Annotated in this window: 21 protein-coding genes and 2 pseudogenes; 8 read left to right on the plus strand and 15 right to left on the minus strand. The window is 41.4% G+C overall.

The window, feature by feature from the left end; genetic code table 11:
• The first annotated feature begins 18 nt into the window (after positions 1-18).
• The 4 genes from J2T13_RS06760 to J2T13_RS06775 all read left to right on the plus strand — a co-directional run bounded on the left by J2T13_RS06760 (position 19) and on the right by J2T13_RS06775 (position 1,355).
• Positions 19-417, plus strand: a complete 399-nt coding sequence (locus J2T13_RS06760) for a sigma-70 family RNA polymerase sigma factor (protein WP_429369586.1) — start codon at positions 19-21, stop codon at positions 415-417.
• A complete protein-coding gene (locus tag J2T13_RS06765) occupies positions 414-572 on the plus strand; it encodes a YvrJ family protein (protein WP_429369588.1) in 159 nt (52 codons plus the stop codon). Before J2T13_RS06760 ends, J2T13_RS06765 begins: the two co-directional genes overlap by 4 nt.
• 4 nt (positions 573-576) lie before the next feature.
• On the plus strand, positions 577-774 hold the full coding sequence (locus tag J2T13_RS06770; RefSeq protein WP_429369590.1) for a helix-turn-helix domain-containing protein: 198 nt from the start codon (positions 577-579) through the stop codon (positions 772-774).
• An 89-nt stretch (positions 775-863) separates the two neighbouring features.
• On the plus strand, positions 864-1,355 hold the full coding sequence (locus J2T13_RS06775) for a cell wall hydrolase (RefSeq protein WP_429369592.1): 492 nt from the start codon (positions 864-866) through the stop codon (positions 1,353-1,355).
• Between the two features lie 45 nt (positions 1,356-1,400).
• On the opposite strand, the gene J2T13_RS06780 is transcribed toward J2T13_RS06775, so the two are convergent.
• The 4 genes and pseudogenes from J2T13_RS06780 to J2T13_RS06795 form a co-directional block, all read right to left on the minus strand.
• On the minus strand, positions 1,401-2,156 hold the full coding sequence (locus J2T13_RS06780; RefSeq protein WP_429369594.1) for a hypothetical protein: 756 nt from the start codon (positions 2,154-2,156) through the stop codon (positions 1,401-1,403).
• Between the two features lie 253 nt (positions 2,157-2,409).
• Positions 2,410-2,733 (minus strand): hypothetical protein, encoded by a 324-nt coding sequence (locus J2T13_RS06785; RefSeq protein WP_429369596.1) that lies wholly within the window; start codon positions 2,731-2,733, stop codon positions 2,410-2,412.
• Positions 2,734-3,238: 505 nt separating this feature from the next.
• On the minus strand, positions 3,239-3,445 hold the full coding sequence (locus tag J2T13_RS06790) for a hypothetical protein (protein WP_429369598.1): 207 nt from the start codon (positions 3,443-3,445) through the stop codon (positions 3,239-3,241).
• A gap of 580 nt (positions 3,446-4,025) precedes the next feature.
• Positions 4,026-4,623: pseudogene (locus tag J2T13_RS06795) on the minus strand (rhamnogalacturonan lyase); the annotation flags it as partial.
• Positions 4,624-4,988: 365 nt separating this feature from the next.
• Here J2T13_RS06795 and katA point away from each other — a divergent pair.
• Positions 4,989-6,446, plus strand: a complete 1,458-nt coding sequence (katA, locus tag J2T13_RS06800; protein ID WP_429369809.1) for a catalase KatA — start codon at positions 4,989-4,991, stop codon at positions 6,444-6,446.
• A 200-nt stretch (positions 6,447-6,646) separates the two neighbouring features.
• Here the strand turns inward: katA and J2T13_RS06805 are convergent, their stop codons facing one another.
• From J2T13_RS06805 to J2T13_RS06825, 5 genes are all read right to left on the minus strand, one after another.
• The gene (locus J2T13_RS06805) at positions 6,647-7,378 is read right to left on the minus strand and encodes an imm11 family protein (RefSeq protein ID WP_429369600.1); all 732 of its coding nucleotides are present in this window, start codon (positions 7,376-7,378) and stop codon (positions 6,647-6,649) included.
• Positions 7,379-7,392: 14 nt separating this feature from the next.
• Positions 7,393-8,037, minus strand: coding sequence for a polymorphic toxin-type HINT domain-containing protein (locus J2T13_RS06810; protein WP_429369601.1), 645 nt, complete (start codon positions 8,035-8,037; stop codon positions 7,393-7,395).
• On the minus strand, positions 8,034-8,432 hold the full coding sequence (locus J2T13_RS06815; RefSeq protein WP_429369603.1) for a hypothetical protein: 399 nt from the start codon (positions 8,430-8,432) through the stop codon (positions 8,034-8,036). The genes J2T13_RS06810 and J2T13_RS06815 overlap by 4 nt, the downstream gene beginning before the upstream one ends.
• Before the next feature lie 340 nt (positions 8,433-8,772).
• On the minus strand, positions 8,773-12,117 hold the full coding sequence (locus J2T13_RS06820) for a GH36-type glycosyl hydrolase domain-containing protein (RefSeq protein ID WP_429369605.1): 3,345 nt from the start codon (positions 12,115-12,117) through the stop codon (positions 8,773-8,775).
• Between the two features lie 43 nt (positions 12,118-12,160).
• Positions 12,161-14,341, minus strand: coding sequence for a glycoside hydrolase family 3 N-terminal domain-containing protein (locus J2T13_RS06825; protein ID WP_429369607.1), 2,181 nt, complete (start codon positions 14,339-14,341; stop codon positions 12,161-12,163).
• A 114-nt stretch (positions 14,342-14,455) separates the two neighbouring features.
• Between J2T13_RS06825 and J2T13_RS06830 the strand changes: the two genes are divergently transcribed.
• Positions 14,456-14,716, plus strand: coding sequence for a hypothetical protein (locus J2T13_RS06830; protein ID WP_429369609.1), 261 nt, complete (start codon positions 14,456-14,458; stop codon positions 14,714-14,716).
• Between the two features lie 137 nt (positions 14,717-14,853).
• On the opposite strand, the gene J2T13_RS06835 is transcribed toward J2T13_RS06830, so the two are convergent.
• The 6 genes and pseudogenes from J2T13_RS06835 to J2T13_RS06860 all read right to left on the minus strand — a co-directional run.
• On the minus strand, positions 14,854-15,846 hold the full coding sequence (locus J2T13_RS06835; RefSeq protein WP_429369611.1) for a LacI family DNA-binding transcriptional regulator: 993 nt from the start codon (positions 15,844-15,846) through the stop codon (positions 14,854-14,856).
• A gap of 44 nt (positions 15,847-15,890) precedes the next feature.
• A complete protein-coding gene (locus J2T13_RS06840; protein WP_429369613.1) occupies positions 15,891-16,709 on the minus strand; it encodes a carbohydrate ABC transporter permease in 819 nt (272 codons plus the stop codon).
• A 44-nt stretch (positions 16,710-16,753) separates the two neighbouring features.
• Positions 16,754-17,659 (minus strand): carbohydrate ABC transporter permease, encoded by a 906-nt coding sequence (locus tag J2T13_RS06845; RefSeq protein ID WP_429369615.1) that lies wholly within the window; start codon positions 17,657-17,659, stop codon positions 16,754-16,756.
• A 116-nt stretch (positions 17,660-17,775) separates the two neighbouring features.
• On the minus strand, positions 17,776-19,011 hold the full coding sequence (locus J2T13_RS06850) for an extracellular solute-binding protein (RefSeq protein ID WP_429369617.1): 1,236 nt from the start codon (positions 19,009-19,011) through the stop codon (positions 17,776-17,778).
• 1,277 nt (positions 19,012-20,288) lie between these two features.
• Positions 20,289-21,101 carry a VanW family protein gene (locus J2T13_RS06855; protein ID WP_429369619.1) on the minus strand — a complete coding sequence of 271 codons (813 nt, stop codon included), beginning with the start codon at positions 21,099-21,101 and terminating at the stop codon, positions 20,289-20,291.
• Between the two features lie 15 nt (positions 21,102-21,116).
• Positions 21,117-21,356: pseudogene (locus J2T13_RS06860) on the minus strand (GNAT family N-acetyltransferase); the annotation flags it as partial.
• Between the two features lie 279 nt (positions 21,357-21,635).
• Here J2T13_RS06860 and J2T13_RS06865 point away from each other — a divergent pair.
• Complete coding sequence (locus J2T13_RS06865; protein ID WP_429369621.1) at positions 21,636-22,799, plus strand: hypothetical protein; 1,164 nt, start codon at positions 21,636-21,638, stop codon at positions 22,797-22,799.
• A gap of 150 nt (positions 22,800-22,949) precedes the next feature.
• Positions 22,950-23,210, plus strand: a complete 261-nt coding sequence (locus J2T13_RS06870) for a metal-sensitive transcriptional regulator (RefSeq protein WP_429369623.1) — start codon at positions 22,950-22,952, stop codon at positions 23,208-23,210.
• The last annotated feature ends 51 nt before the right edge of the window (positions 23,211-23,261 follow it).

Raw genomic sequence — 23,261 nt, forward strand, 5'->3', positions numbered from 1 at the left:
GGACGGGGGGGGCTTATATTGAAAACAGATGATGGCTTGAATCGTCGTTTTATCACGTATATCGCCAATCTTATATACTACAACTCTATAAATTATGACAAAAAGAGACGAATGAAGGATAACCAATTCCCTCTAACTTTAGACAACGATGAAAACCTAGAATCCAGCTTACTTACCGTTTATGATTCAAAATCTGTATCCCCAAATCTAAAAGATCATATTACGGATCTTTCCCTTTTTAAAGCTTATGAATCCCTACCCGCGCAGCAACAACAGATTCTATCTTTTGCTTATGTACAAAAGCTAAATGACAAGGAAATATCCCGGATATTAGGAGTATCGCAACAGAACGTCTCGAAACACCGCTTAAAAGGTTTAGCTAAATTGCGGCGTTTGATAACAGAAGGTGAGGAATGATGTCTGAAGTTGATCTTGCTACGCTTATTGCTAATTTAGGCTTTCCCATCGTAATCACGTTGTATTTACTTATTCGGTTTGAAAAGAAAATATCCGATTTAAGCGAAGCTATTAATGGCTTGAAGAATGAAATACAAAAAAACGTAAAGAAGTGATTTTATGATCGCCGAATTGCTAGTACAAGCACAGCAACACCACGATCCAGAGGCAACATTACATATTTTAGAATCATTCACACCAAAGATCAAAACCTCCTTATTACAAGTCCCCGCCGATCATCGAGAAGATTTAAAACAAGAACTCTATTTAAAAATGATAGAAGTCATCCAGTGTTTCGATATTAGTGAACTGAATTAATTTCGAGAGTGGTTGTAAAATCAGAGGCTCATTTCTCTTTATATAGAGAGCGCCGCAAAGGCGATTCCAAATCATAGGAGGTAATATCAATGGCAATTGGTGATCCACTAACTTCGAAATCTCAGCTTTACGGACGTGACAGCGTGGATTTGTTGGCCCGGACCCTTTGGGGAGAAACCCGGGGGGATTCAGGCTCTCGTGTAGGTGTTGCTTATGTCATAAATAACCGCAAAAACAATTCCACGTACAATGAGTTTAAAAATCTCAACACAATTGAAGCAGTAGTGCTTGCCCCATATGATTTCAGTTGCTTTAACGAGGGTAATCCTAACTTGGCTCAATGTCTGAAACCTGATAAAACCAGTGCGGTTTGGACAAACATTGTTAACTTAGCCTCAAACTTAAGCAACTATGCAAATCCAATCGCCAGTAAGTGTTTCTACACTGCTAACAGTAGATTTGCAGAACTGAGTTACACTTCAGGTGGAAAACTTTATTATAATTTCCCAGGTGGAAGCACGGTTGTAGTCAGCTCCAAAATCGTAATCGGTGGACACACATTCTTTGATTATGTCGTTTAATTTAATCACCAAAAAAAGGCTGACCACAAATTGGTCAACCTTTTTTTATTTTTCAATAGGTTTAACTTCAATTTGATCCGCAACGAATTCATTCTTGGCACTATCGAATTTATATGTGATATTGAACTCACACACATATGTGGGAGATACGCCAACAGATCCCGGGAGGCTCAATTTTATTTTTTGATTCTTCAATGAATAAATAACTACACCACCGAAAGCAAGCTCATCTTGATTATAATCTGGATCTGAATCAAAACCATAATCGAATTTAGATTCTTTTCCTTGCGTTTTAACTGTAATTGCTAATGTACCATCATCACTTTTAGCAACATGCGATTCAATCTGATCGGTAACAATGTCCTCATAACTTTGTACTTTAATTTCAGTTAAATCCTCCGCATGAAGTACATGAATGTCATAAGTATCGAGCTCTGTCCCTCGACCAGTCTGGATTAGGATTACAGCTTCTTCCTTACCGTCACCCGTAAGATTAGTATAGAATACCTGCGGTTTAGTTCCTGTATCTGCGATCTTCCAATCAAATTCCTTCCGTTTGCCGTTAACATCTACGGTAACCCCTTGAACTTCGCCGTCTGTTTCGTTGACAGCATAAAGCTTCACTTCTTTATTCTCCGAAGCTTCAATCAGTTTTGCATTAGTCTCTTGTTCCGGCTGCGTTGTTACCTGTTTACTAGGAGACTCGCCTACCCCTTGCGTAACAATTCCTGACTTATCTGAACCACATCCCGAAAGCAAAACAGCACTTAACAACATTAATACAACAATTTGTTTTTTCAACTCCATATTCCCCTTTCATCTACCTAGTAGAAATTATATCAGAGCAATTGAAGCGATGAATGACATAAAATTAACATTATTTATGAATAAGGTTAATTTTATGTCATTCATCGCCACGGTACTCGGAGCAACTTCGACGTGCATCTCCTATATTAGAACAAGAATTTCCGGAACAATACGCCTAAAATAATCCAAGAAACTTCTTGCGTTTACCGTGGATCTCCAAGCGCGATAAGATCTCATTATTGCCCTTTTAGATCTCCTGAAACTTTTCCGTTGTGGCTGCCATCTCTGAATGTACATTCATCACCTGTTCACGGATCGCCTTCATATCCTCATTTACCTCGTTACGATTTTTCTCTCCGGCTTTCAAACGTTTATCCACGTTCACGAACATACCTATAATTACATTCATCTTAGAATCAAGCGCAGCAAGGGATTCGACCATATTTACGTTCACGGAGTCACCGGATTCATTCACGGTCACGATTGTCGGTCGTCCCGATCTGGCGAGTGCTGTCTCTACCTCGTCTGCCTGTTTACCCTCAGCATACAGGGATCGGATTTGAATAAACACAGGAACGCAGCTCTCCGCTATCTGATACGATTTATGCCCCTTCTTGATCTGCAAATGTAGGTTATATTTATGTATCTCCGAACCGGCTCCGGCGGTATGCCAGCTTGTTCACTCACCTCAGAAACCGATAACCAACTCATAAAATCAACTCCGTTCATTCATTCACGTTCACATACAAACCACGCATACACCACGAATTTTCCATTGATATATAAATCATTACACCATGAACGAATCTGGATACATTCATTCATGAGTCATTCAATATAACTCAGAGGCGATCCTGCTCCTGAACGCCACTGAGATCGATTTAATCTAGTAGAGTAAGCAATTAATTAACCCATCTCATCCATCTAAACGCGTATAACCCTCTGAGAGACATTCTAAGACATCTACATGTAGTACCTTAAAAATACCTCATCCTATTTTATAGGCTTATATACACTGTTGCGCTTGTCTATTACGATTTATAACATCATCCAACCATATCCTAAAATCACAAAAATCAATCATACACATAACTGACCTTCATATCCGTTACTCGTCCACGGTTTTCAGCTCTCAAACCATACAATCCCAGCACTAATGTAAAAGCCCATGAAATGTATGAAATTATTTTATTATCCACGTTAATCAACTCCAGCAAAGAAATCAGAGCTAAACCCGATAATGCACCCCCAAGTATAACGCTCAACTTAGTTTTCTTCTTCATACGATCCAATCATCCTCTCATAGCATTCTGTTCCAGCTGGATCCATAACAATCAACATTCTAAATCTATACCGCTTCGTTCATCTCACGATCATGGACAACGAAAAACATGTTGACCACAATCGATCGATTCACTCGGCGGACTTGTGAACATCCTTATACTCCGATATTCATCATATTATCTTTTATAGTGAAACTTTTACTTGACGATTAAGGTCTTAAACCACTACGCTTTATGGCTTCTGAGTAGGAAATGGCATAGGTTTGCCCTATATGTGACCACAAAACATAGTTGCTTTGAGATCACACATAGAACAAACCCTATACTCCATTACGCCACGTAGGATCGTCATGAGGTTTCCGTATCCATGCCCGGTCGCAGCTCTTACACTGCCAATACCTTGAACCCATCAGACCTCCCCAATGGTTGCGTTTCCGCTCGATATTGTGCCGCTCCTTCCTCTCGGAAGTAGCAAGGTCGTCCTCTCCTGACCGTACACCGTCACCGTTAGTCACACTCGGGCGCGGGCATGGAAGCGCCTTTAAATGAGTGTACGCTGGTCCGTGTTTTTCAACGGTTTTCTTATATTCACACCCATATCTATTCTATATAAAAGCGTTCCGTCCATCTTGTAACAATCAATATACGTTGGACCTGTGTACCCCTTCTGGGATACATCCTTAGAATTCGATGGCGCCCAACTCACGAAAAACTCATGTTTACCATCTCCATCGACATCCCCAACACTCATGTCATTCGCTGAGTAGGTGTACGCTTCTCCCACGGGTGTCACACCGTCTGCTGGTTTGTGGCAAATCGTAGTAAGTATTGTTCCAAGGGGTAGTAGCCTCACTTCGCTCTGCTTCCCGTCCATTAATAACCGTAGATACTGAATACTTCGCCGCAAGTGTTCCTTCTTGTTCTAAGAAATTGGTGCTATCCTTCACGGTCGCAATCTTAATATCATCACGGTAAATGTTGAAGTCTACGCCTGTCAATCCAATCGTCGAGTGACCTGTGACTTCATGGGCTAATAACCTCCAGCTTAGAAATACTCCCTCCGAAGTCGAAGCTGCAACTAGACCTCTGTCTAGGTCCTCTAATTGTATGCCTCCGCTCTTACTCGCTTCTTGGTTCGGTTTGGCACTCACAGTTGTTAGACCCGTTATGTTAACCATTAGACTTACTCCTAGAACTACTGTTAGAAGCTTACTAGCTGTTCTCATCTTCCCCATTTTCCCTGATCACCTTCACTTTCCATTTATCGATTTGTAGATCGTGAGACAGACTTTCAGATGAATGATTACGCTTACAAATAAAACGTAAATTTCACCTCCCATGCTTGTTTCGTCATATTATTTTCTGGAATAATCCATTATTATTATACCGTGACTATTGCGCAGGAGATGTTTAATAAACCGTATTTTTTCAATAAAAGTCAGTTTTTCCACTAGATTAGAATAATTATTAAAAAGTATTGATTTTATTTAGCGGAGCATATATAGTAAGTATTATTAAAAAATTAGATGAGGTGATTGCCGAAATGACGGTAGATAACAACAAACTTACAACTAGCTCGGGGGCTCCTGTTGGAGACAATCAGAATTCTATGACCGCCGGTTCACGCGGTCCGACACTAATCCAAGACGTACACTTGTTAGAAAAACTCGCACATTTCAATCGGGAACGTGTTCCAGAACGTGTCGTTCATGCTAAGGGTGCTGGAGCGCACGGTTATTTCGAAGTGACTAATGACTTATCTAAATATACGAAGGCTGCCTTCTTATCTGGAGTAGGTAAACGCACTCCTATGTTCGCTCGTTTCTCTACCGTAGCTGGTGAACTTGGTTCTGCTGATACGGTACGCGATCCACGTGGGTTCGCACTTAAATTCTATACAGAAGAAGGTAACTATGACTTAGTAGGGAACAACACTCCTGTCTTCTTCATTCGTGATGCGATTAAGTTCCCTGACTTCATTCATACACAGAAACGTCATCCACAGACACACTTGAAGAGTCCGAATGCGGTATGGGATTTCTGGTCACTATCACCTGAATCCTTGCATCAAGTAACGATTCTAATGTCGGACCGGGGAATTCCGGCTACTCTTAGACATATGCATGGTTTCGGAAGTCATACCTTTAAATGGGTAAATGCGGAAGGCCAAGCGGTGTGGGTGAAATATCATTTCAAAACAGAGCAAGGCATCCAGAACCTAGATGTTAACCTCGCAGCTAAGCTCGCAGGTGAGAATCCAGATTATCATACAGAGGATCTATTCAATGCGATTGACCAGGGGGATTTCCCTGTCTGGAGATTGCATGTGCAGATCATGCCGATTGAAGATGCCGACACCTTCCGCTTCGACCCGTTCGATGTTACTAAAGTGTGGTCGCAGAAAGATTACCCATTAATCGAGGTTGGCCGCATGGTACTCGACCGTAATCCGGAGAATTATTTCGCTGAAGTGGAGCAGGTTACATTCTCCCCTGGTTCTTTCGTGCCTGGTATTGAAGCTTCACCAGATAAGATGCTACAAGGTCGTCTCTTTGGCTACTCTGATGCTCATCGTTATCGTGTAGGCACCAACCATAATTCACTACCCATCAATTGTCCCCATGCAAAAGTCAGCAATTATCAACGCGATGGGCAAATGCGTTCAGATAGTAATGGTGGAAGTTCCGTCTACTACGAGCCTAACAGTTACGGCGGTCCTACAGAATCTCCAGCGGATAAGCCGTTGGCTTTCAAGGTATCGGGCGAAGCGGATAGCGTTGGCTACGATCATCATGATCACTTCACACAAGCAGGTGACTTATACCGTCTCCTTAGTGAAGATGAACGTACTCGTCTCGTTCAGAACATTGTGGGCGCGATGACACCTGTCGATTTGGACGAAATTAAGCTTCGCCAGATTGGACACTTCTATAAAGCTGATCCAGAATTCGGACAGCGTATAGCTGAGGGTCTGGGGTTGTCTGTGCCGGGTGTTGTGTAAGAATTAGGTGGATAAATTCCAGTTAGATGATCTCCCAGCAGTATACAAGTCATATTAGCAGGAGGACTTCCTGTTATTCATCATTCAATCCTTCAATCCGTAGTTTATAGATTGAACCAACATAAATTTTATTTATCAAGGTCAGGAATCATGCGCTTTAGCGCATGATTCCTGACCCTTTTCATTGCTATGCTGAACGGTTAAAGTACTGACTTCTCTACTTCATGCCACTGAAAGCCTAGTAACACGGGTGGTATGTATACGGGCATAATCCATTGATAGCTTAAATCTAATATGATTTCGCCAAGCCACAGTCTACCTTTATCATCCAACTGCATCTTCCATTTACCGCTGGCTACTGCTGCTCCCTGATTCACTCGATCCACTGCTTCTTCATATGAAAATTCCTGCCCTTTATTATGATCAACAGCTGCTAGTGCCGCTTCATAAGCAAGCTTCTGTTCTTGTTCTTTTTCCTCTGTGAATTCTGAATCATATACTTCACAAAAGTCGAGACCTTTCAGATTATTGCTTTCGATTAAGTATTTAAAGGCTTCTGTAACGTATACTGTTACTGTCGCTACTTCTTTAATCTTAAACATATACGTGTTATCAGGAATTCTATTCAAATCAAATACAAGTTTATTAAAATCTGCCCATGACCCATCTTTATACCTTCGGCTGTCTGTACGCTCCCAATCCACACAATCCAGTACATTGATTATGTTTAATACATGAAGATTCAAGTCATCATGTATTAATGGTAAGATTTCAGTTTCATTTGAAACAACTGGAGCGATGACTTCCTTCACACGTTCCGAAATAACAGGCTTTCCAACCCTGTAAACAGGGAAGTCTTTATATGTCATTTTATAGAGAGTCTCTAGTCTAATAGATGTCCAATCATGAGCATTTAATTCATAAATTTTCACTCTACCATTCTCCTTCAATTTGAAATATTTCCAATTTTAAGTCTTCCAAACAATAGCTCTTCTCGAATAAAATCTAGCTCTTCAAGGACTTTAACCTCATTATCTTTTACTTTCTCTAATCTCTTCAGAACAAATTGATAGTAACTCACGGCATGTCCTCCATTATGCGTAGCCATCGTTTGGCCATCTATGATCGTAGTAGACGATCCTTTTTCTTTTGGTGAAAATACTCCATTTCCAGAAGAGTTACGATTAATATTAAGATCATCCAATATTTTTCTTGTATCTATCGCAGCTTGAGATCGTGCGTCAGCATAGGGCACAAGATGATGAGAAACCCAACCATCAGGTTTTTTCATATTTGTTGCTTCCTCAATTTCAGCTGTCAAAACCTTACTCGGTGTACCCTTAACATCTGTCAACAATTTTGGACTCAAATTTTTATAATTTTCGATTTTACATGCTGCTTGAAGATTATGGATAAGAATACCAATATCTGAAATATAATACGTATGGAAATCGGTAACGGTAAAATTATACACACTTGTTGATTCATTACTAAGAGTAATGGCACTGATTTTTTGGAGTGATCCATCTTTCATCTCCAGTTCATTGCCTACCGACAGTTCATCGGCCGGTACCCATCCTTTACCTTTCACGGCAAGCAACCACAAGGATTATTCTTATAAATCTGTTTAACCTTCTTGAAAGCTGGCAAGGCTTTCTTGGCACCCGGCACAAAGGCTCCTACAATGGGGACCATCGAACCTAACGATAAAAGTGCCTCTCCGTACTGTCCATCTACTAGATAAATAACTCCGTTTACTGCATCGGCAGCCTCACCCAAAATCGGTATCATACCAATATTTCCCACAATACAAGTAACTAGTTCTTTCCCTACTTTATTATCACAAGCAATTAACTTTGCTGAACCTTGCCAAAACTGCGTTAGACCGGTCGGCCCATACATATCTCTAAACCAAGTTTCGTATCCTGTTGATGGGACGCTACCTGAGCTACTAGGATTATAGACATAACGATCATGATATTCCATACATTTTTCGCAAGTATGTATATCTCCAGACTTAATCGTTTTACCTTTATATATCTTTGGCGGAGGAGGAACGGCATTTAGCTTATTTATTGGATCATTAAATACATTTAGAGTAAAGGTTTGAATGTCTTTTCTCTTTTTACCATCCAAACGGTATACAAACAATTTATATGGTCCAGTTTTAGCCCAGTATTTAACCTGCCCGTACATGTACATCTTATAACCATCTAACGGCGTAAGATAAAAGAAAACACCAAAAACTCCACCCTCCCCAAAGGGAAAGCGGAGTCTTCATAATGTTCCGAATAAATTTTAATATAGCTTTTAATTTAATATCGTTCTACATATAGATATCCACAATGTTCGTCCCGTTCAAACGTACACGGTCGAATTCTTTCCGAGCCATCCGAAGCCCACCTGTCCGATAACGATTGGTTGTCTCCTCGGTAGCAACGCTCTGACCATTTACAGTGACACGATGAGCTCCGTCACTATTTAAATGATATACAAATTGTACTGGAGCTCCCGCATATTCGAAGTCGAAATGTAGACCCTCTAACGTTTCTGGTAACACAGGATCTATGATCAAGTCACCTGCCTCTTGGCGGATTCCTAGAGCATTAGAGATCAACTGATTCATATAGATCCCCGGACCGCTAGAATAGATTCTCCAGCCCCCTTTTACAGGCACCTGTCCGCTACGCAATTCATCAAATCTCTCCTGCGCTTCATAACGCGTGTTGAATTTACCATCCGAACTACTAAAGTACGCATTACTTTGGCGTATTTCGGCATTCGGAACTACATCTTGAATTCCAATTGGATTGATCCGCGCGAGCCCGCTCCAGACTTCATCATGTTTACCGAGCTTCGCCATAGCTTCCACATAACGGATGTGGGCATGCACATATTGAAGTCCAATCTCACGTCCGAAGTTAGCGGCTTGCTCAGCTCGTTTAAAGTGGGTGCTTACGCCTCCCACATATTGGGCAGGACGATTCATTAACCGTACACCGTCTGGGCAGAACAATTGTTCACGAATGATGTCGTAATGCGTAGCCGCTTGCTCAGGTGTCAATAATTCACTGATCATACTACGTGTCATCGGTAACAGACGATATTGAATGCCCGTCTCCGTGTCGCTTGGGTGTACCATCAATTTCACCTGTTCAGGGTTCTCCATGTATAAGAAACCTGGAATGACTTCGGTTTGCAGCATATAGTGGTTGAAATCCCGTTGGATTCCCTCAGCCAGACTACGCAAACTTGCCGCTGAAGCCGCGTCAACAACTTCCATTACGTGTGAGAATTGCTTCAAGGTCTGGTAGGTTAGTGCAACCGTCCAGCTACTGACCATATACTGCTTCAAATGTGCATTAGCAGGTTGAAGGGTATCATCCCAGTCGCCATCACCATAAGAAGATAAATGCGTGCCATGGAGAAAATGACTCTTGATATACTCAATTTCCTTATAGGCATGATCTAATATCGTTGCCGTTTCCGTTGTGAACTCAAAGTTATGTTTGTTTGTATAAGGAACTAGCTCTTCCAATATGCTATAATCGCGCGTCACATTCAAATAATCGCCAAGTACTTTCAGCGGCCACACAATAATGTCACCGTGGCTTTCTTCCTGTTGCACCTTCGTATATTGATCGAACATGAACCACTGTGGCCAGTTACCGTCATCTTCGAACTGATGAGAATAGATATTTAATACTGTAGCACGTACCTGATCATATTTATGTGTCGCCATGAAGTACTCGACAGGTCCCTGACAGACATCACGCGTCCCCCATGCAGCTCCACCATATTGCTCTAGACCATGCGGTACAGAGTAGTGGACAAGCATATTATGCGTATACCACCAAGCGAGTCCATTCACCTTAAATAGTTCTGCGTCATCCCCATTCCCTGCTGATAAATGGAATCCATTCATCACAGAGCGGATAAATTCCCGATAACGTTCTATTTCTTCTTCAGCCTGACGCTCTACTACAGGTAGTTCCCCACCATTCAGCAATCCTTGAAAAGTCATCGTCCATTCACTGCTGGCATCCAGTTCCAGCACCGTCAATGAGGCTTCTCCTGCTTCAACATGGGTTGCAAGCTTACGCTCATCTGAAACCGTCATGTTCGTCCCTGCCACATGAATACGGTACTCCAACGCCGAGTAGATATCCGCACTTAACGAAGCCCCATCTGCATGAAAGGATAGATATTCGCCATGGTCATGCACATGATAAGGAACCTCATATTCATTCACATTCATCGTCATCTGATTACTCACTAGAAAACGGTATGATTTGCCCTGTTCAGAACGGACATTCAATCGTACCTCTGGCGTGTCTACTGTCGTAAAATTGGTGATGATCAGGAGATCATCTTGTGTTTTGTAATACCAGCGTACATAGTTGAACCCCATCTCGAAGAGTGATGGCATGGTCAATAATCGATACGTACCTTCTATCTCCACGTAGATTCGCTGACCTGATGTTTTCGGTACATTGAGCGCATTTCTCGCATTTGTCGTCATTTTATTGAAATTCGTATTTCCCACCACAAGCTGAGAATTAAAAATACCGTACATATAAGAGGTTGTCGTCATCACAGGGTTCTTCAGGCTCACATTGTCGCCACTCATTAGAATATGTCCGTGTGGACGCTCGACTCTTAGCTCTTTTCCCTTCAGCACCACATGCTCATAACGTTCTGTGAAAAAAGCTAGCAATTCATCCCCTTCTAGTTCCTCTTGATGACGATTAGGGAATAACCGATTTATTTCCGTTGTAGTCAAAGCTTCCGTCTGCAACGGAGTCCCCATGGAAGGAAGCAAAGAAACCTGATCCAGAAGCGTTCCTCCATCGAAGCTAAGTGTCTCCACCGCTGTACGAGCTTGTAATACTTCGTCTCCGAATTCTAGCGTAGAGATCGCCGTGGGATGATCATCCTTACAGATTCCGTAGAATACGAAGCTAGCTTCTCCATCTAGTTGAATACGCTCCGATTGTAAGGCTGTATAGGTGAATTCATATTGATAGACTTCGTTAGCTAGCGCCTCTTGTGTTAAGCAAGCGGGTATATTCGTTTCTTTATATGACAATCCATAGAATTGAAAACCATCTGTCGAATAGCCAACTGCCTTCGTTAGCGACCCCTGCTGAATGTATGGGAAAGCTCCACCTTGCGGCTGATTCTGCCGAGAACATACCACATATCCATGTTGCTCATCTTCAAATACGGTATGATCAATATATTGTGATAAATAAGCCTCGTTACTCCGAACCGTACCTGGATCAGCGTTCCCGATATCTTGTCCATAGATCACATCTATCTGCTTACCCTGTCCTTGGACTTTAATATCCCAGAACCATATGCCTTGCTCCGTCGGCGTAAACATCACTTGATAACGGACATCAGCTACTTCTCCCTCATATACAAGCCCATGTTCTAGCTTACGAACCCGACTCCGAGAGTTAACCCCGAGCAAAGGAAAGGCCTGAATTCCCTCTTCATCATGTAAACGTAAATATATATTGTTTAGCGAGCCATCGATTGAATTAGATAACAGTTGGTTGATCATCGTTGTTCCACAAGTAGCTTGATATAGATCCCCGCTCGGTAAAAATGTAAAAGCTAGACTTCCCGCTCTCAGACGAAGCTTCGTATCCGTCTTTGTTGTCATTTCTCAACACTCCTATCTCGATCCTGTTGATTTATCTATCTATTTATTTCAAAAGACGAAATCTACGCTCCGATACGTCCCTACTATTCGCTCCTACAAATACAGCAAATTCACCCGTATCACTTGTGTAACTCAAATCCGAATGATGATACCGCAGTTGCTCTTCAGTCACAGTAAAGCTAACTTCTTTAGACTCTCCCGGTTGCAGTAGAACTTTGGAGAAAGCTTTCAATTCCTTCATCGGCCGAACAACCTCGCCCGTGATATCACGGATATAGAGTTGCACAACTTCTACTCCTGCCGTATCTCCTGTGTTCGTGATCGTTGTTGTAACCTGTAGAGGACGGTCTGTCGTTATTCCCTCCGCTGAGAGTGCTATTTCACCATATTTAAATTCCGTGTAACTTAAACCGTAACCAAATGGAAATAAGGGCTCATTCGGGATATCCAAATATTTAGACGAGTAGCGATTATCCGGTTCGGACTCTTTTTGCGGACGGCCTGTATTGAAATGGTTATAATACACCGGCACCTGTCCCACAGCATGCGGGAATGACATGGACAGTCGCCCTGAAGGATTCACTTCACCATATAAAATATCAGTGATTGCTGTAGCTCCTTCACTACCTGGGAACCAAGCTTCCAACACAGCATCTGCTTGATCATGGATACCCTGAAGATCTAGAGGACGTCCATTGAACACTACCGTCACGATGGGCTTATCCAACGTTCTTAAGTGATCCATCAATTGAAGTTGTGCTTCGGGTAGACGAATGTCCGCACGACTTCCGCCTTCGCCACTCATATGTGAGCTTTCACCCACAGCAAGCACAATCACATCAGCTTGACGGGCAACGTCTAGCGCTTCCTTCCATTGCGTTTCTGTTATCGAATCGATACCTGAACCCTCAGCCACTAACACATTAGAGGATGTGATTTTAGCCTTAGCCTGAATAGCTGTATCCAGCGTCATAATATCTTCTTCAGCTCCCATCCAAGACCATGAGCCGAGAATGTCTTTACTTTGTGCGAATGGACCGATTAGAGCAATTCGTTGCTCGGCTTGAAGTGGGAGAACACCTGTATTTTTAAGAAGAACACATGATTGGGACGCAAGCTCCCGGGACACACTGCGATGTTCATCACAGAATACGATTGCCCGTTCAGCTTCTGGATCCGCTCCACGTAGTGGATTATCGAATAGACCCAGCTTGTTCTTCAGATTCAATATCCGTAGCACAGCTTCGTCAATCAGAGACTCCTCCACCTTGCCGCTTCTTACGAGTTCTGGTAAATGCTTAACATAACATGAGGTCATCATTTCGATATCAACGCCAGCTTGAACAGCTAGGTATGCCGCTGCGGATTCATCTTCTGCAACCCCGTGAGCAATGAGCTCAATCACCGCGCCCCAGTCAGAGATAAGCACACCGTCGAAGCCTAATTCTGCTCGCAATAAATCGCGCATCAAAGTTCTATTCCCTGTAGCTGGAGAACCATGGACGGTATTAAAAGAGGTCATCACTAGCTCACAGCCCTCATCCAAAGCAGCCTTATATGCAGGTAAGTAGTACTCTCTCAATTGTCGCTCAGACAGATCGACCGTATTATATTCACGCCCGCCTTCTCCAGCACCATATGCTGCAAAATGCTTCACACAAGCCGCTACACGGCTCACGTCATTCGTTAAATCTTCCCCTTGGAATCCACGTACAAAGGCACGAGCAAACAAACTATTTAAATACGGATCTTCTCCTGTCGACTCCATCACACGTCCCCAACGTGGATCACGCACAAGGTCAACCATTGGTGCAAACGTAACATGTAGACCCGATACTGCGGATTCCTTAGCTGCAATAGCCGCACTTTGTTCTGCTAATTCCTGATCCCATGAACATCCTATAGCTAGCGGTATGGGAAAAATAGTCTTATAACCATGTACGATATCCGCCATAAAAATCATCGGAATCCCTAATCGGTCATTCTTCAGATGGTCTTGTTGCACTTGGATTACTTTCGCTGCCCCACCTAGTCCTAATATAGAACCCGCTTGGTTCACTGTTTCCTCTGTGATTCCGAGCGATTCCATTGGACCTGTGATCTGACCATCGTCTTCTGATCCCACGAAATAAGACGCCACTAATTGCAGCATTTGTGCTATCTTCTCTTCGAGTGTCATCTGTTCTAGTAATCCAGACAATTGTTGGTTATCCACCGTTATCATCCTCCATTAACGTTCTTCTATCTCTCATCATTTGCTCGTCTATTTGTTATCATCATTCATCATTCATATTCAAAATCGAAACGTTTCGATACATAGACGCGCCAAATTCATCATATGGTTAACCCATGGGTAGCCATCCAACCTACGGTAAATATCGGGGTCCCCATCATCCCCAATGTGGTCACCCTGTACTTCTACTTCCTACTTCTTACTTCTTACTTCTTACTTCCTACTTCTTACTTCTTACTTCTTACTTCTTACTTCTTACTTCTTACTTCTTACTTCTTACTTCTTACTTACTTCTTACTTCCGTTGTATCCCAAGTTCCGCAATATCGATACAGCAACATTGGTTCTTCCCGTCATATTCCTTTAATAGCTGAGACCTTCCCTTGGCATGACCACAGCTATTTCTTTATAATCCCGCATCACATTCTATGAAGGATTCCTACCCACTCGATATCATCGATATTCAATCCATAATCCATCCATCTACGCTACCTTCCATGTAAGCTAAGTCATTGATTTCACAGAGTTTCGTTCCACCATTTCGATCGTTAGTTTATAGTCTCTATTCACTTCTGCACCGCCAAGTTTCTGGAACAGAAGATGTGCAGCAAGTGAACCTGCCTCACTCTTAGGTTGACGAATGGTTGTGAGTTTCGGATTCTGAAACTCCGCTAATTGAATGTCATCAAATCCGATGATCGAAACTTGCGAAGGGACAGCAATGTTACTTTCTTCGAATGCTTTCATTCCACCCACAGCCATTTCATCGTTACCATAAAAGACGGCAGAAGGAAGCTCACCTTGCATAATAAGCATTTTGGTGGCGCTATATCCACCTTCTCGTACGAAATTACCGCTAAGCCGCCATTTAGACTGTTCTTCTAAACCAGCCTCTGCCATGGCCCGTAAGAATCCTTTGTACCGCAGTTGATTATCATAGGAGTTGGCAGGCCCACTGATATAAGCAAGGGTACGATGTCCATGATCGATTAGGTAACGCGTTGCCGTATAGCCACCCTGTTCACCATCAACCAGAACATTAACCAGATAATCACTTGATATCTCCCGATCCATCACAATAATAGGAAATCCCTGCGAAGAGGCCTCTATTAGAACTTCATCGTGAATATTATAGGCAAGTACAATAGCACCATCTACTCTTTGTTCACGCAAGAACTTAACCGCTGTTGAGTCTCGCCCTCCCATAGAGCTACAGGCAATGAGGTCATAGCCATTGGCAAGTGCAACCTCTTGTACACTGTGGATCAATTCAGAATAATATGGGCCTGACATATCCGTCAGGATCAGGGCAATAGTCTTTGTATGGCTTCGCTTCAAGTCCATGGCGATTCCATTCTTGCGGTAATTCAACTCTCGGGCAGCTTCAATCACCTTCGTCCTTGTCTTCGCGCTCACTTTACTATCTCCACTCAGCGCATATGAGGCGGTCGACAAAGCGACCCCCGCTAGCTTCGCCACATCCTTAATCGTTGCCATTCCATCTCACTCCTTATCCAAATCGCATATTCATAACCGCTTATTTATTTCATACCTGAGATCGTATAGCCTTCAATAATATGTTTCTGGAAGAATGTAAAAATAATGACAATGGGAATGACCATAAATGCTGCACCCGCCATTTGTAATCCGAAATTGGAAGCATGCTGACCTTTAAGTAACGCTAATCCAACAGATAGTGTATACAAATCTTCATCATTCGCCATAATGAGCGGCCATAAGAAGCTGTTCCAAGCTCCGATAAAAGCTAATATTCCTTGTACTGCGAATACAGGTTTAGCAACTGGTATTATTAATGTGAAGAATATTCGAAGTTCTCCCGCACCGTCGAGTCGCGCTGCTTCAAGTAAATCATTAGGAATCGTAGACATGAATTGACGGAATAAGAAGATCCCGAACGCACCGACCATACCCGGAAGCACGATCCCTGCCATCGTATTTGTTAAATGCATTTGATTGATAATCAGATATACGGGAATCATGGTCACTTGTCCCGGAATCATCATCGTGGCTAGCACGAGGTAATATAATTTGTTTCTACCTGGAAATTCAAATTTAGCAAAGGCATAACCTGCAACCGCATTAAGTAGCAACCCTACAAAAGCCCAAAAAACAACGACTAATGTATTCTTAAGGTATATTAAGAAATCCAGCTGAACAAATAAATTAATATAATTATCCAATGTAGGATGCTTAGGAATAAATGTCGGCGGAATTGCTGTAAACTCATTCTCCGGCTTGAACGACGATCCGAACATCCATATGAACGGAATCATCATCACAAGACCTACTATAATAAGAAGGGCTATCATCGTCCCTTTCTCAATTCTTCTCGCTGTCATTGTATTGTCCTCCTCCAATTACGAATCGACTTTATTGCCATCATCTAGTACTCTACATCTTTCTTCTTCACAGCAAACTGTACAATCGTTGCCGCGATAATAATGATGAAGAGAACGAATGAACCCGCGGCTGCATAGCCGAAGTTGCTAAGCTGGAAACCATTGTTATAAATAAAGAGTGCCATGGAAGTTGTTGAATTAAGTGGGCCACCCTTAGTCATGATCAACGGTTCTTCGAAGAATTGAATCCAGCCGATCAGCGTCGTAATCGTAACAAAGAACGTAGCGAAGCTTAATAAAGGTAACGTAATATATATAAATTTCCGCAATTTACTAGCGCCATCAATTTCAGCTGCCTCATAATAAGAACGAGGTATACCTTGAAGTGCTGCCAGAAAAATGATCATATTCAGACCCATAGACTTCCATACTGCAAGAAGAATTAGAGATAACTTCGCAAGTGCAGGGTCTTGTAACCAATCCTGCCCAGGGACACCGAACCAAGATAAAATATAATTAAATAACCCATACTGACTATTATACAAATATCCCCATACCACAGCCACAGCAACAATGTTAGTAATGGAAGGCATATAGTAGACAACACGGAATGTTTTAAACAACAGACCTGTTCCATAATTCAGTAGCATCGCGGCTGTCAAAGAAAGGATAATAACTAATGGCACACCGATAATAACATAGTAAAAGGTATTATAGATAGATTTTAGAAAGATCGGATCTTTAAAGATATTGAAGTAATTATCAAACCCAACACCCTTGATATTACTATAATTAGCAAGTCCTGCTAAGTTAATATTAGTAAAACTGATTACAGCTGCAATGATGATTGGAATGATCGAGAACACAATTAATAGCAATAGTGCTGGTGCAATAAATAAGTATGGATATTTATATTGATTCCAGCGTTTCCAAATGCTCTGCACGGTCATTCACCTCCTATGTTTATCCTTTATAAATAAACGGGATACAACCCGACTTATTTCGTCTTCCAACGATAGTGGCGGGTTGCATCCGCGTGTGTACGGATCATGTGTAACTAAGCTTATTATTGTTTATTTAGAATTTCAGTAGCCTTCTGATTCAATTTATCTAACTCCGTTTTCACATCTACTCCACCGACTGTAATTTCCTCAAATGATGCTATTATGGCTTGACTAATTTCCTCCCACTCTTTTACGAATGGAACGGGTTTAGCATTCTTCAGTTGCTCTCCGAATGTCGCGATCAATGGATCTGCTAATCTGCTATCACTCCAAGCCTCTGTCACGGAAGGAAGATCTTTACCTAGGTCATACCATTTCAATTGTGTCTCTTTGTCAGTCATATAAGAAATAAATTTAACGGCTTCATCTTGATTTTTGGAGAAATTAAATACCGACAAGTTAGCTCCACCCATAAATGAGGTGTTTGTTTTCTCAGCTGGCAAGACAGCAATAGCCCATTTACCATCAATCTCAGGTGCCTTTTCCTTAACACTTGCAATCATCCATGGTCCACTAATGAACATAGGGAATGTACCATCTTTAAATGCCGCAAAGATATCACGGTCACTGCCTGTTGGCGTTAAGCCTTCATCATAGAGGCTCTTCAAAAATTCGATAGACTCTTGAAATTCTGGTTGGTTCAATTGCGCTTCACGATTCTCGTCAATAAGCTTACTTCCGTTCTGATACGCATACATAGCTAGATAGTTGGCATCCTTCGCGTCAATAGGTATTGCGTATTTCCCTTCACCATTTGCGACCAGCTTCTTACCCGCATCCTTTAATTCATCCCATGTCTTCGGCCCCTCTGGGTAACCTACTTCTGCTAGCAGATCCGTACGATAATAGAGCGCGCGAGTTTCTACATACCATGGAATCCCCACAATTTTGTCATTCACACTCATTGTATCTACAGATCCCTCATAGAAGTTTTCCTTATTTAGATTCGGATACTGTTCTAAGTAGGATGTCAGATCTAGCAACACATCTGCTCCACCGAATTCAGGAACCCATGTTGTCCCCATCTGTACTACATCTGGTCCGCTTTTAGATGCAATCGCTGTTAGCAACTTATCGTGAGCAGAACCCCATGGAATCGCCTGAACTTCAACCTTCAGACCTGGATTCTGTTCTTCAAAAGGTTTAGCGATCTCCTGAAAATTCTTACTCCCTTCACCCATGATCCATACTTTAAGAACTTTGTCTCCATCTTTGCTTGTATTGTTGCTCGAACAACCCGCTAATACGATTGAAAAGGTAAGGAGTACGGCCAACATCAGTTTTAATGATTTTTTCATCTTCATTCACCCCATTATCAAATTTCATTGCTTGTAAAATCCTCATTGTAAGCACTTTAATCGAAACGTTTCGATTAATTCCTAAAAAAATAAAAAAATCAACACATTGGACTTTATAAAGACCGACAACCCAGTAACAAGCGATTATATTGGGATATTTCAGGTATTACTTAGTTATACCCAATTATAATTAGCGTTAAACTTTCATGGATACGTGTTTCACAACATTCACCACAACATGATATATATATATTAGTGAAACGTTTCGATTTGTTTATTATAACTTCCTTTGGTAGCGATTTCAAGAAATATTTTTAGTTAGTCAGCACTGAATATCTCCTTACGTCAAAAGCGGCGGCAAGAGCCACGGCTTCTAAGTCTGCTCACTTTCATAAAGTTACTGTTTACGGTGAATGTTATTCAACCTTTATTCTTTCGTCCCTTGCCATAATGCCATAATCCTAAGCAACAATCTTGCAATCGTAGCTTAGGTTTTAATTATTCACATATTAACGGGACTGGAAGGGAGAATTTTTCATGTCATTAAATATCGACTTAGTTGGTGAAGAAAAGCGAAAACAAAATGAATTTGTTAATGCACGGACATACATATACGCGGCAAGGCCGCGTAACTAAAGAGTTTTGAGTAGGAGTACAATTGCTAAACTCTTCTCGGGTGTTTCAACTGTAAGCCAAGGGCAACAATTGGCGAGGCTGGAGGACGCATCTTCTAAAAAACTGGATTAATTTACAAGAAGGCTGTCTCCAGTGGCAACTATTATTTATGGAATGGTAGCTCCAAATATGGAAGTTACCCATATGCAATTCTTAATCCTAACAAGTATCAGTTTGGAAAAATCACTATAAATCCATAAGAAATTATATTTTTAATCATAAATATAACTAAGAATAACCTTATGTTATGAAAATAATCCTTCCCAAATTGGGAAGGATTATTTCATTTTAATCGAAATCTTGTAAAGAGGGCAAGCACCAATAGGAGTGCTGAAATACCCCATTTGATTTGTATATCAGCAATTTTTTGAGGATCAGTTGGTATTTGAAATACTACTCTGTATACAAAATATAAGAAGACAAAAGCAAAAATAATTATCATAATATTAAGTAGTCTTTTCAGCAAATCATCTCAAATCCTTTCGAAGTGTTTTCACACAAAAATTATATTCTAGGGCAATCTGCCAGAAACAACAATAAATCTCTTTTTATACAAATGTGCTGCAAAAATTAATTGAATCAGTTGATACGTTATGTAAATATTAATTTCCTTCTGCACTCTCCTTCAATAGAGGCTGATACATCATAATCGCATGATTCTCCGTAATAAATTGATCCTCTACACATTCTTGGGCGGCATTCAGCTTTCTACGATGAATGATATTGTGCCTTGTATATCCCCCCCATAGTTCAAGGATCATTCGATGATCTCGTTCGTAGACTTCATATGTATATCGTTCTGATTCCCGCGCACGCCACTCTCCTACTAACTGATTATCTTCCATCATAAGATGTAGTTGGTAGGGTACTGCTGTATCATTACGAATCTGTAGATCTAAATAATTGTACGCGCAGGTCGCCCCACTGCCAAAGGGCTGGGTTCGGTTCGCATCGGGGAACACATCATAACTATGACGATGCCGTTCTGTGATCGTTAATGCGGTATGGAGTGTAATCCAATAGATGAGATTCGAACATTGGCACAATCCTCCACCAACACCTGATTTGAAATCTCCATAGAATAACACCATTCCCTCTTGATAACCTTTACGCTTTGTCGGGTTTCCAATGAGCCTCCAGTAAGAAAATATTTCTCCTGGCTGAATGACAATGCCGTTCAATTGTTTCAGTGCAATTCGAAGATTGTTCACTTTGTTGTGCTGCATCCACATATCTACATTCTTCAATTCTCTTAATAGCGGTGTCGCATGAGAACTAATTGTATGGTCTAATAAATGATTAGAGATCGTCTTAGCGTAACGTTCGGCACCTATGATCCACTTCACATATCTTCGATAAACGAAATAACGCTTGCCCACAAACAGTCGCAGTGAAGATCTCTTCTTCGGCTTCATCCAGCCCCATCTCCTCTATTTCAAGGTATGTTCCCATTCCTCACGAAGAATCCCCATCTTGATGGCATCATAATATTCGCCTCTAACGATTCGTGCCTTACGTATGCAAGCTTCTTCCATCATTCCGCATTTGGAGGCAAGTCTTCTCATTCTTTCATTACCCGACCATGTACTGATTCCTAAGCGAACCGTGTCTACATTGTTGAATAAATAATGGATCCACATTCGAAATGCTTCTGTCCCATAGCCACCTGATCCGTTTCCATCACATCACGTAGAACAACTCTTTCACCTTGTAACTTAATGGACATTGTAGCTCATCTCCTGCTCATTATATCTTCATTCATTTTACCTTATATTTCATATTTTGTGGGTATTTCCATTTAAATTTCCTCCTTCTATTACTAAAAATGACTTATTCACTTATCAGAATTTGTAATTGAAAATAGTTTGATGTTTCTACATACTGGTTAATTACATTAAGTATTAATAAGATTAAAATTTTCATGAATTCACTATTTAAGGAGCGCACCCATGAAGAGAACAGCAATATTAAGTAGCATACTAGGGTTATCCCTATTAACCGCATGTGGAAATACCTCCGATGAGGGTGGTGAGGTTAACTCAAGTAAGAATTCACCAGTTACCTCCCAAGGAAAGGACATACCGAGTAATAGCCCTACAAATATAGACACCGCAAGTGCTTACTTAGAGGTAGAATCTATCGCAATAGATGGATACATAGCCAGTACAGTCTTTGACTTAGATAATGATGGAGACACCCTCATCTGGGGTGAACAGGATGTAGAATCTGCTGATCCGAAACGGATTCATGTCTGGAGTGGTGGCAACCATGAGCCATTGTCCTTAGATGAGATGAAGATGGGTTCTCAAAGTTTGTCTGACAGCGGGAAAGTCATTTACAACGATACCGATTGGGATCAGCCCGTATCTGAGCGACATGCTATTAAGGAATATGATCCTATAACAAAGGAAACAGCAACATTTACCCTGAACGGTGATCGTGATGAAATTCTGGCTGGGTCTCGTACAAATTATAGTGAAAATCCACGGATGTTTATCGGTATTCAAGATTATAAGAAAGATAAGATTCGGCCCTTTGTGTGGAATATGGATACTAACGAAATCACAGATATAGATTTAACAGAGACCATAAGAACAGAGACGCAAGAAGAACTGTCCATATATCCTCACTATGCCTTGAACCAAGACCAGTCTAAATTAGTAGCGGTTGTCTTTAATGTTGGAATTATTGCCTATGACTTGCAAACCAAGCAAGCGGAATGGGTATACACGACGGATAATATTTTTACTAACAATGAAAAAGCTCAAAGCAGTATTCTAACCACAGATGATCGCTATGTACTTTTTTACACTGAGGACGCCGATCACGGAATGCTCCAAATGGCCTTTGACTTAGAGACAAAAGAAACTTTCGAGATTGGCAAAGGTATTACCACCTACCCTCTTGAGGATGGTAACGTCATGCTGATCACAGATGAAGAAGAGTTCCATCTATTTAATATGGAAACCAAGGATTTAAGTACAACCTTTGTTCCTGAGCTCGGGGAGGATGATCGAATCGATCACTATACGGTAAGCGGAGATGGAAGTACGCTTGCCTTCGTTGTTAGAGATAAAGAAGATAGTTCTACACTCCTCATCTATCAAAAGTAAACAGCCCCCTGCTACATCGATACGGTCTTAATCTCCTTTCCATTGCCTTGACAATATACCCGTCGGGGTATACACTGGGTTTGTAAAGATAAAGCGCCTTGCCGGTCTGAATCTCACGAAAAACATGAACAGAAGGGTGGAAATCTGAGTATGGAATACGATAAGAGTGTAATCAATCGATTAAAAAGAATTGAAGGTCAAATTAAGGGTGTACAAGCAATGATGGAACAAGGCAAAGACTGTAGAGAGATCGTCACGCAATTATCAGCTGCACGTAATGCTATTGATCGTACAATGGGCGTCATTGTAAGTGTAAATCTTGAACAATGCGTTAGGGAGAATGTCGAGAAAGGCGAAGGAACGGAACACCTTGTGAAAGAAGCGGTGGAATTACTGATTAAAAGCAGATAAATCTTCATGAACACTCTAATATTCAGGTAACAACTTGACCCGATATTCATT

The organism is Paenibacillus sp. DS2015 (assembly GCF_050433705.1).
Classification (GTDB): domain Bacteria; phylum Bacillota; class Bacilli; order Paenibacillales; family Paenibacillaceae; genus Paenibacillus_AQ.

Coding starts and splice junctions, on each gene's coding strand:
- J2T13_RS06840 (WP_429369613.1), bottom strand. CDS start 16,709: ATGACAGCGAGAAGAATTGAGAAAGGGACGATGATAGCCCTTCTTATT.
- J2T13_RS06865 (WP_429369621.1), top strand. CDS start 21,636: ATGAAGAGAACAGCAATATTAAGTAGCATACTAGGGTTATCCCTATTA.
- J2T13_RS06775 (WP_429369592.1), top strand. CDS start 864: ATGGCAATTGGTGATCCACTAACTTCGAAATCTCAGCTTTACGGACGT.
- J2T13_RS06825 (WP_429369607.1), bottom strand. CDS start 14,341: ATGATAACGGTGGATAACCAACAATTGTCTGGATTACTAGAACAGATG.
- J2T13_RS06830 (WP_429369609.1), top strand. CDS start 14,456: ATGGTTAACCCATGGGTAGCCATCCAACCTACGGTAAATATCGGGGTC.
- J2T13_RS06820 (WP_429369605.1), bottom strand. CDS start 12,117: ATGACAACAAAGACGGATACGAAGCTTCGTCTGAGAGCGGGAAGTCTA.
- J2T13_RS06790 (WP_429369598.1), bottom strand. CDS start 3,445: ATGAAGAAGAAAACTAAGTTGAGCGTTATACTTGGGGGTGCATTATCG.
- J2T13_RS06850 (WP_429369617.1), bottom strand. CDS start 19,011: ATGAAAAAATCATTAAAACTGATGTTGGCCGTACTCCTTACCTTTTCA.
- J2T13_RS06770 (WP_429369590.1), top strand. CDS start 577: ATGATCGCCGAATTGCTAGTACAAGCACAGCAACACCACGATCCAGAG.
- J2T13_RS06835 (WP_429369611.1), bottom strand. CDS start 15,846: ATGGCAACGATTAAGGATGTGGCGAAGCTAGCGGGGGTCGCTTTGTCG.
- J2T13_RS06845 (WP_429369615.1), bottom strand. CDS start 17,659: ATGACCGTGCAGAGCATTTGGAAACGCTGGAATCAATATAAATATCCA.
- J2T13_RS06765 (WP_429369588.1), top strand. CDS start 414: ATGATGTCTGAAGTTGATCTTGCTACGCTTATTGCTAATTTAGGCTTT.
- J2T13_RS06855 (WP_429369619.1), bottom strand. CDS start 21,101: ATGAAGCCGAAGAAGAGATCTTCACTGCGACTGTTTGTGGGCAAGCGT.
- J2T13_RS06815 (WP_429369603.1), bottom strand. CDS start 8,432: ATGGAATATCATGATCGTTATGTCTATAATCCTAGTAGCTCAGGTAGC.
- katA (WP_429369809.1), top strand. CDS start 4,989: ATGACGGTAGATAACAACAAACTTACAACTAGCTCGGGGGCTCCTGTT.
- J2T13_RS06870 (WP_429369623.1), top strand. CDS start 22,950: ATGGAATACGATAAGAGTGTAATCAATCGATTAAAAAGAATTGAAGGT.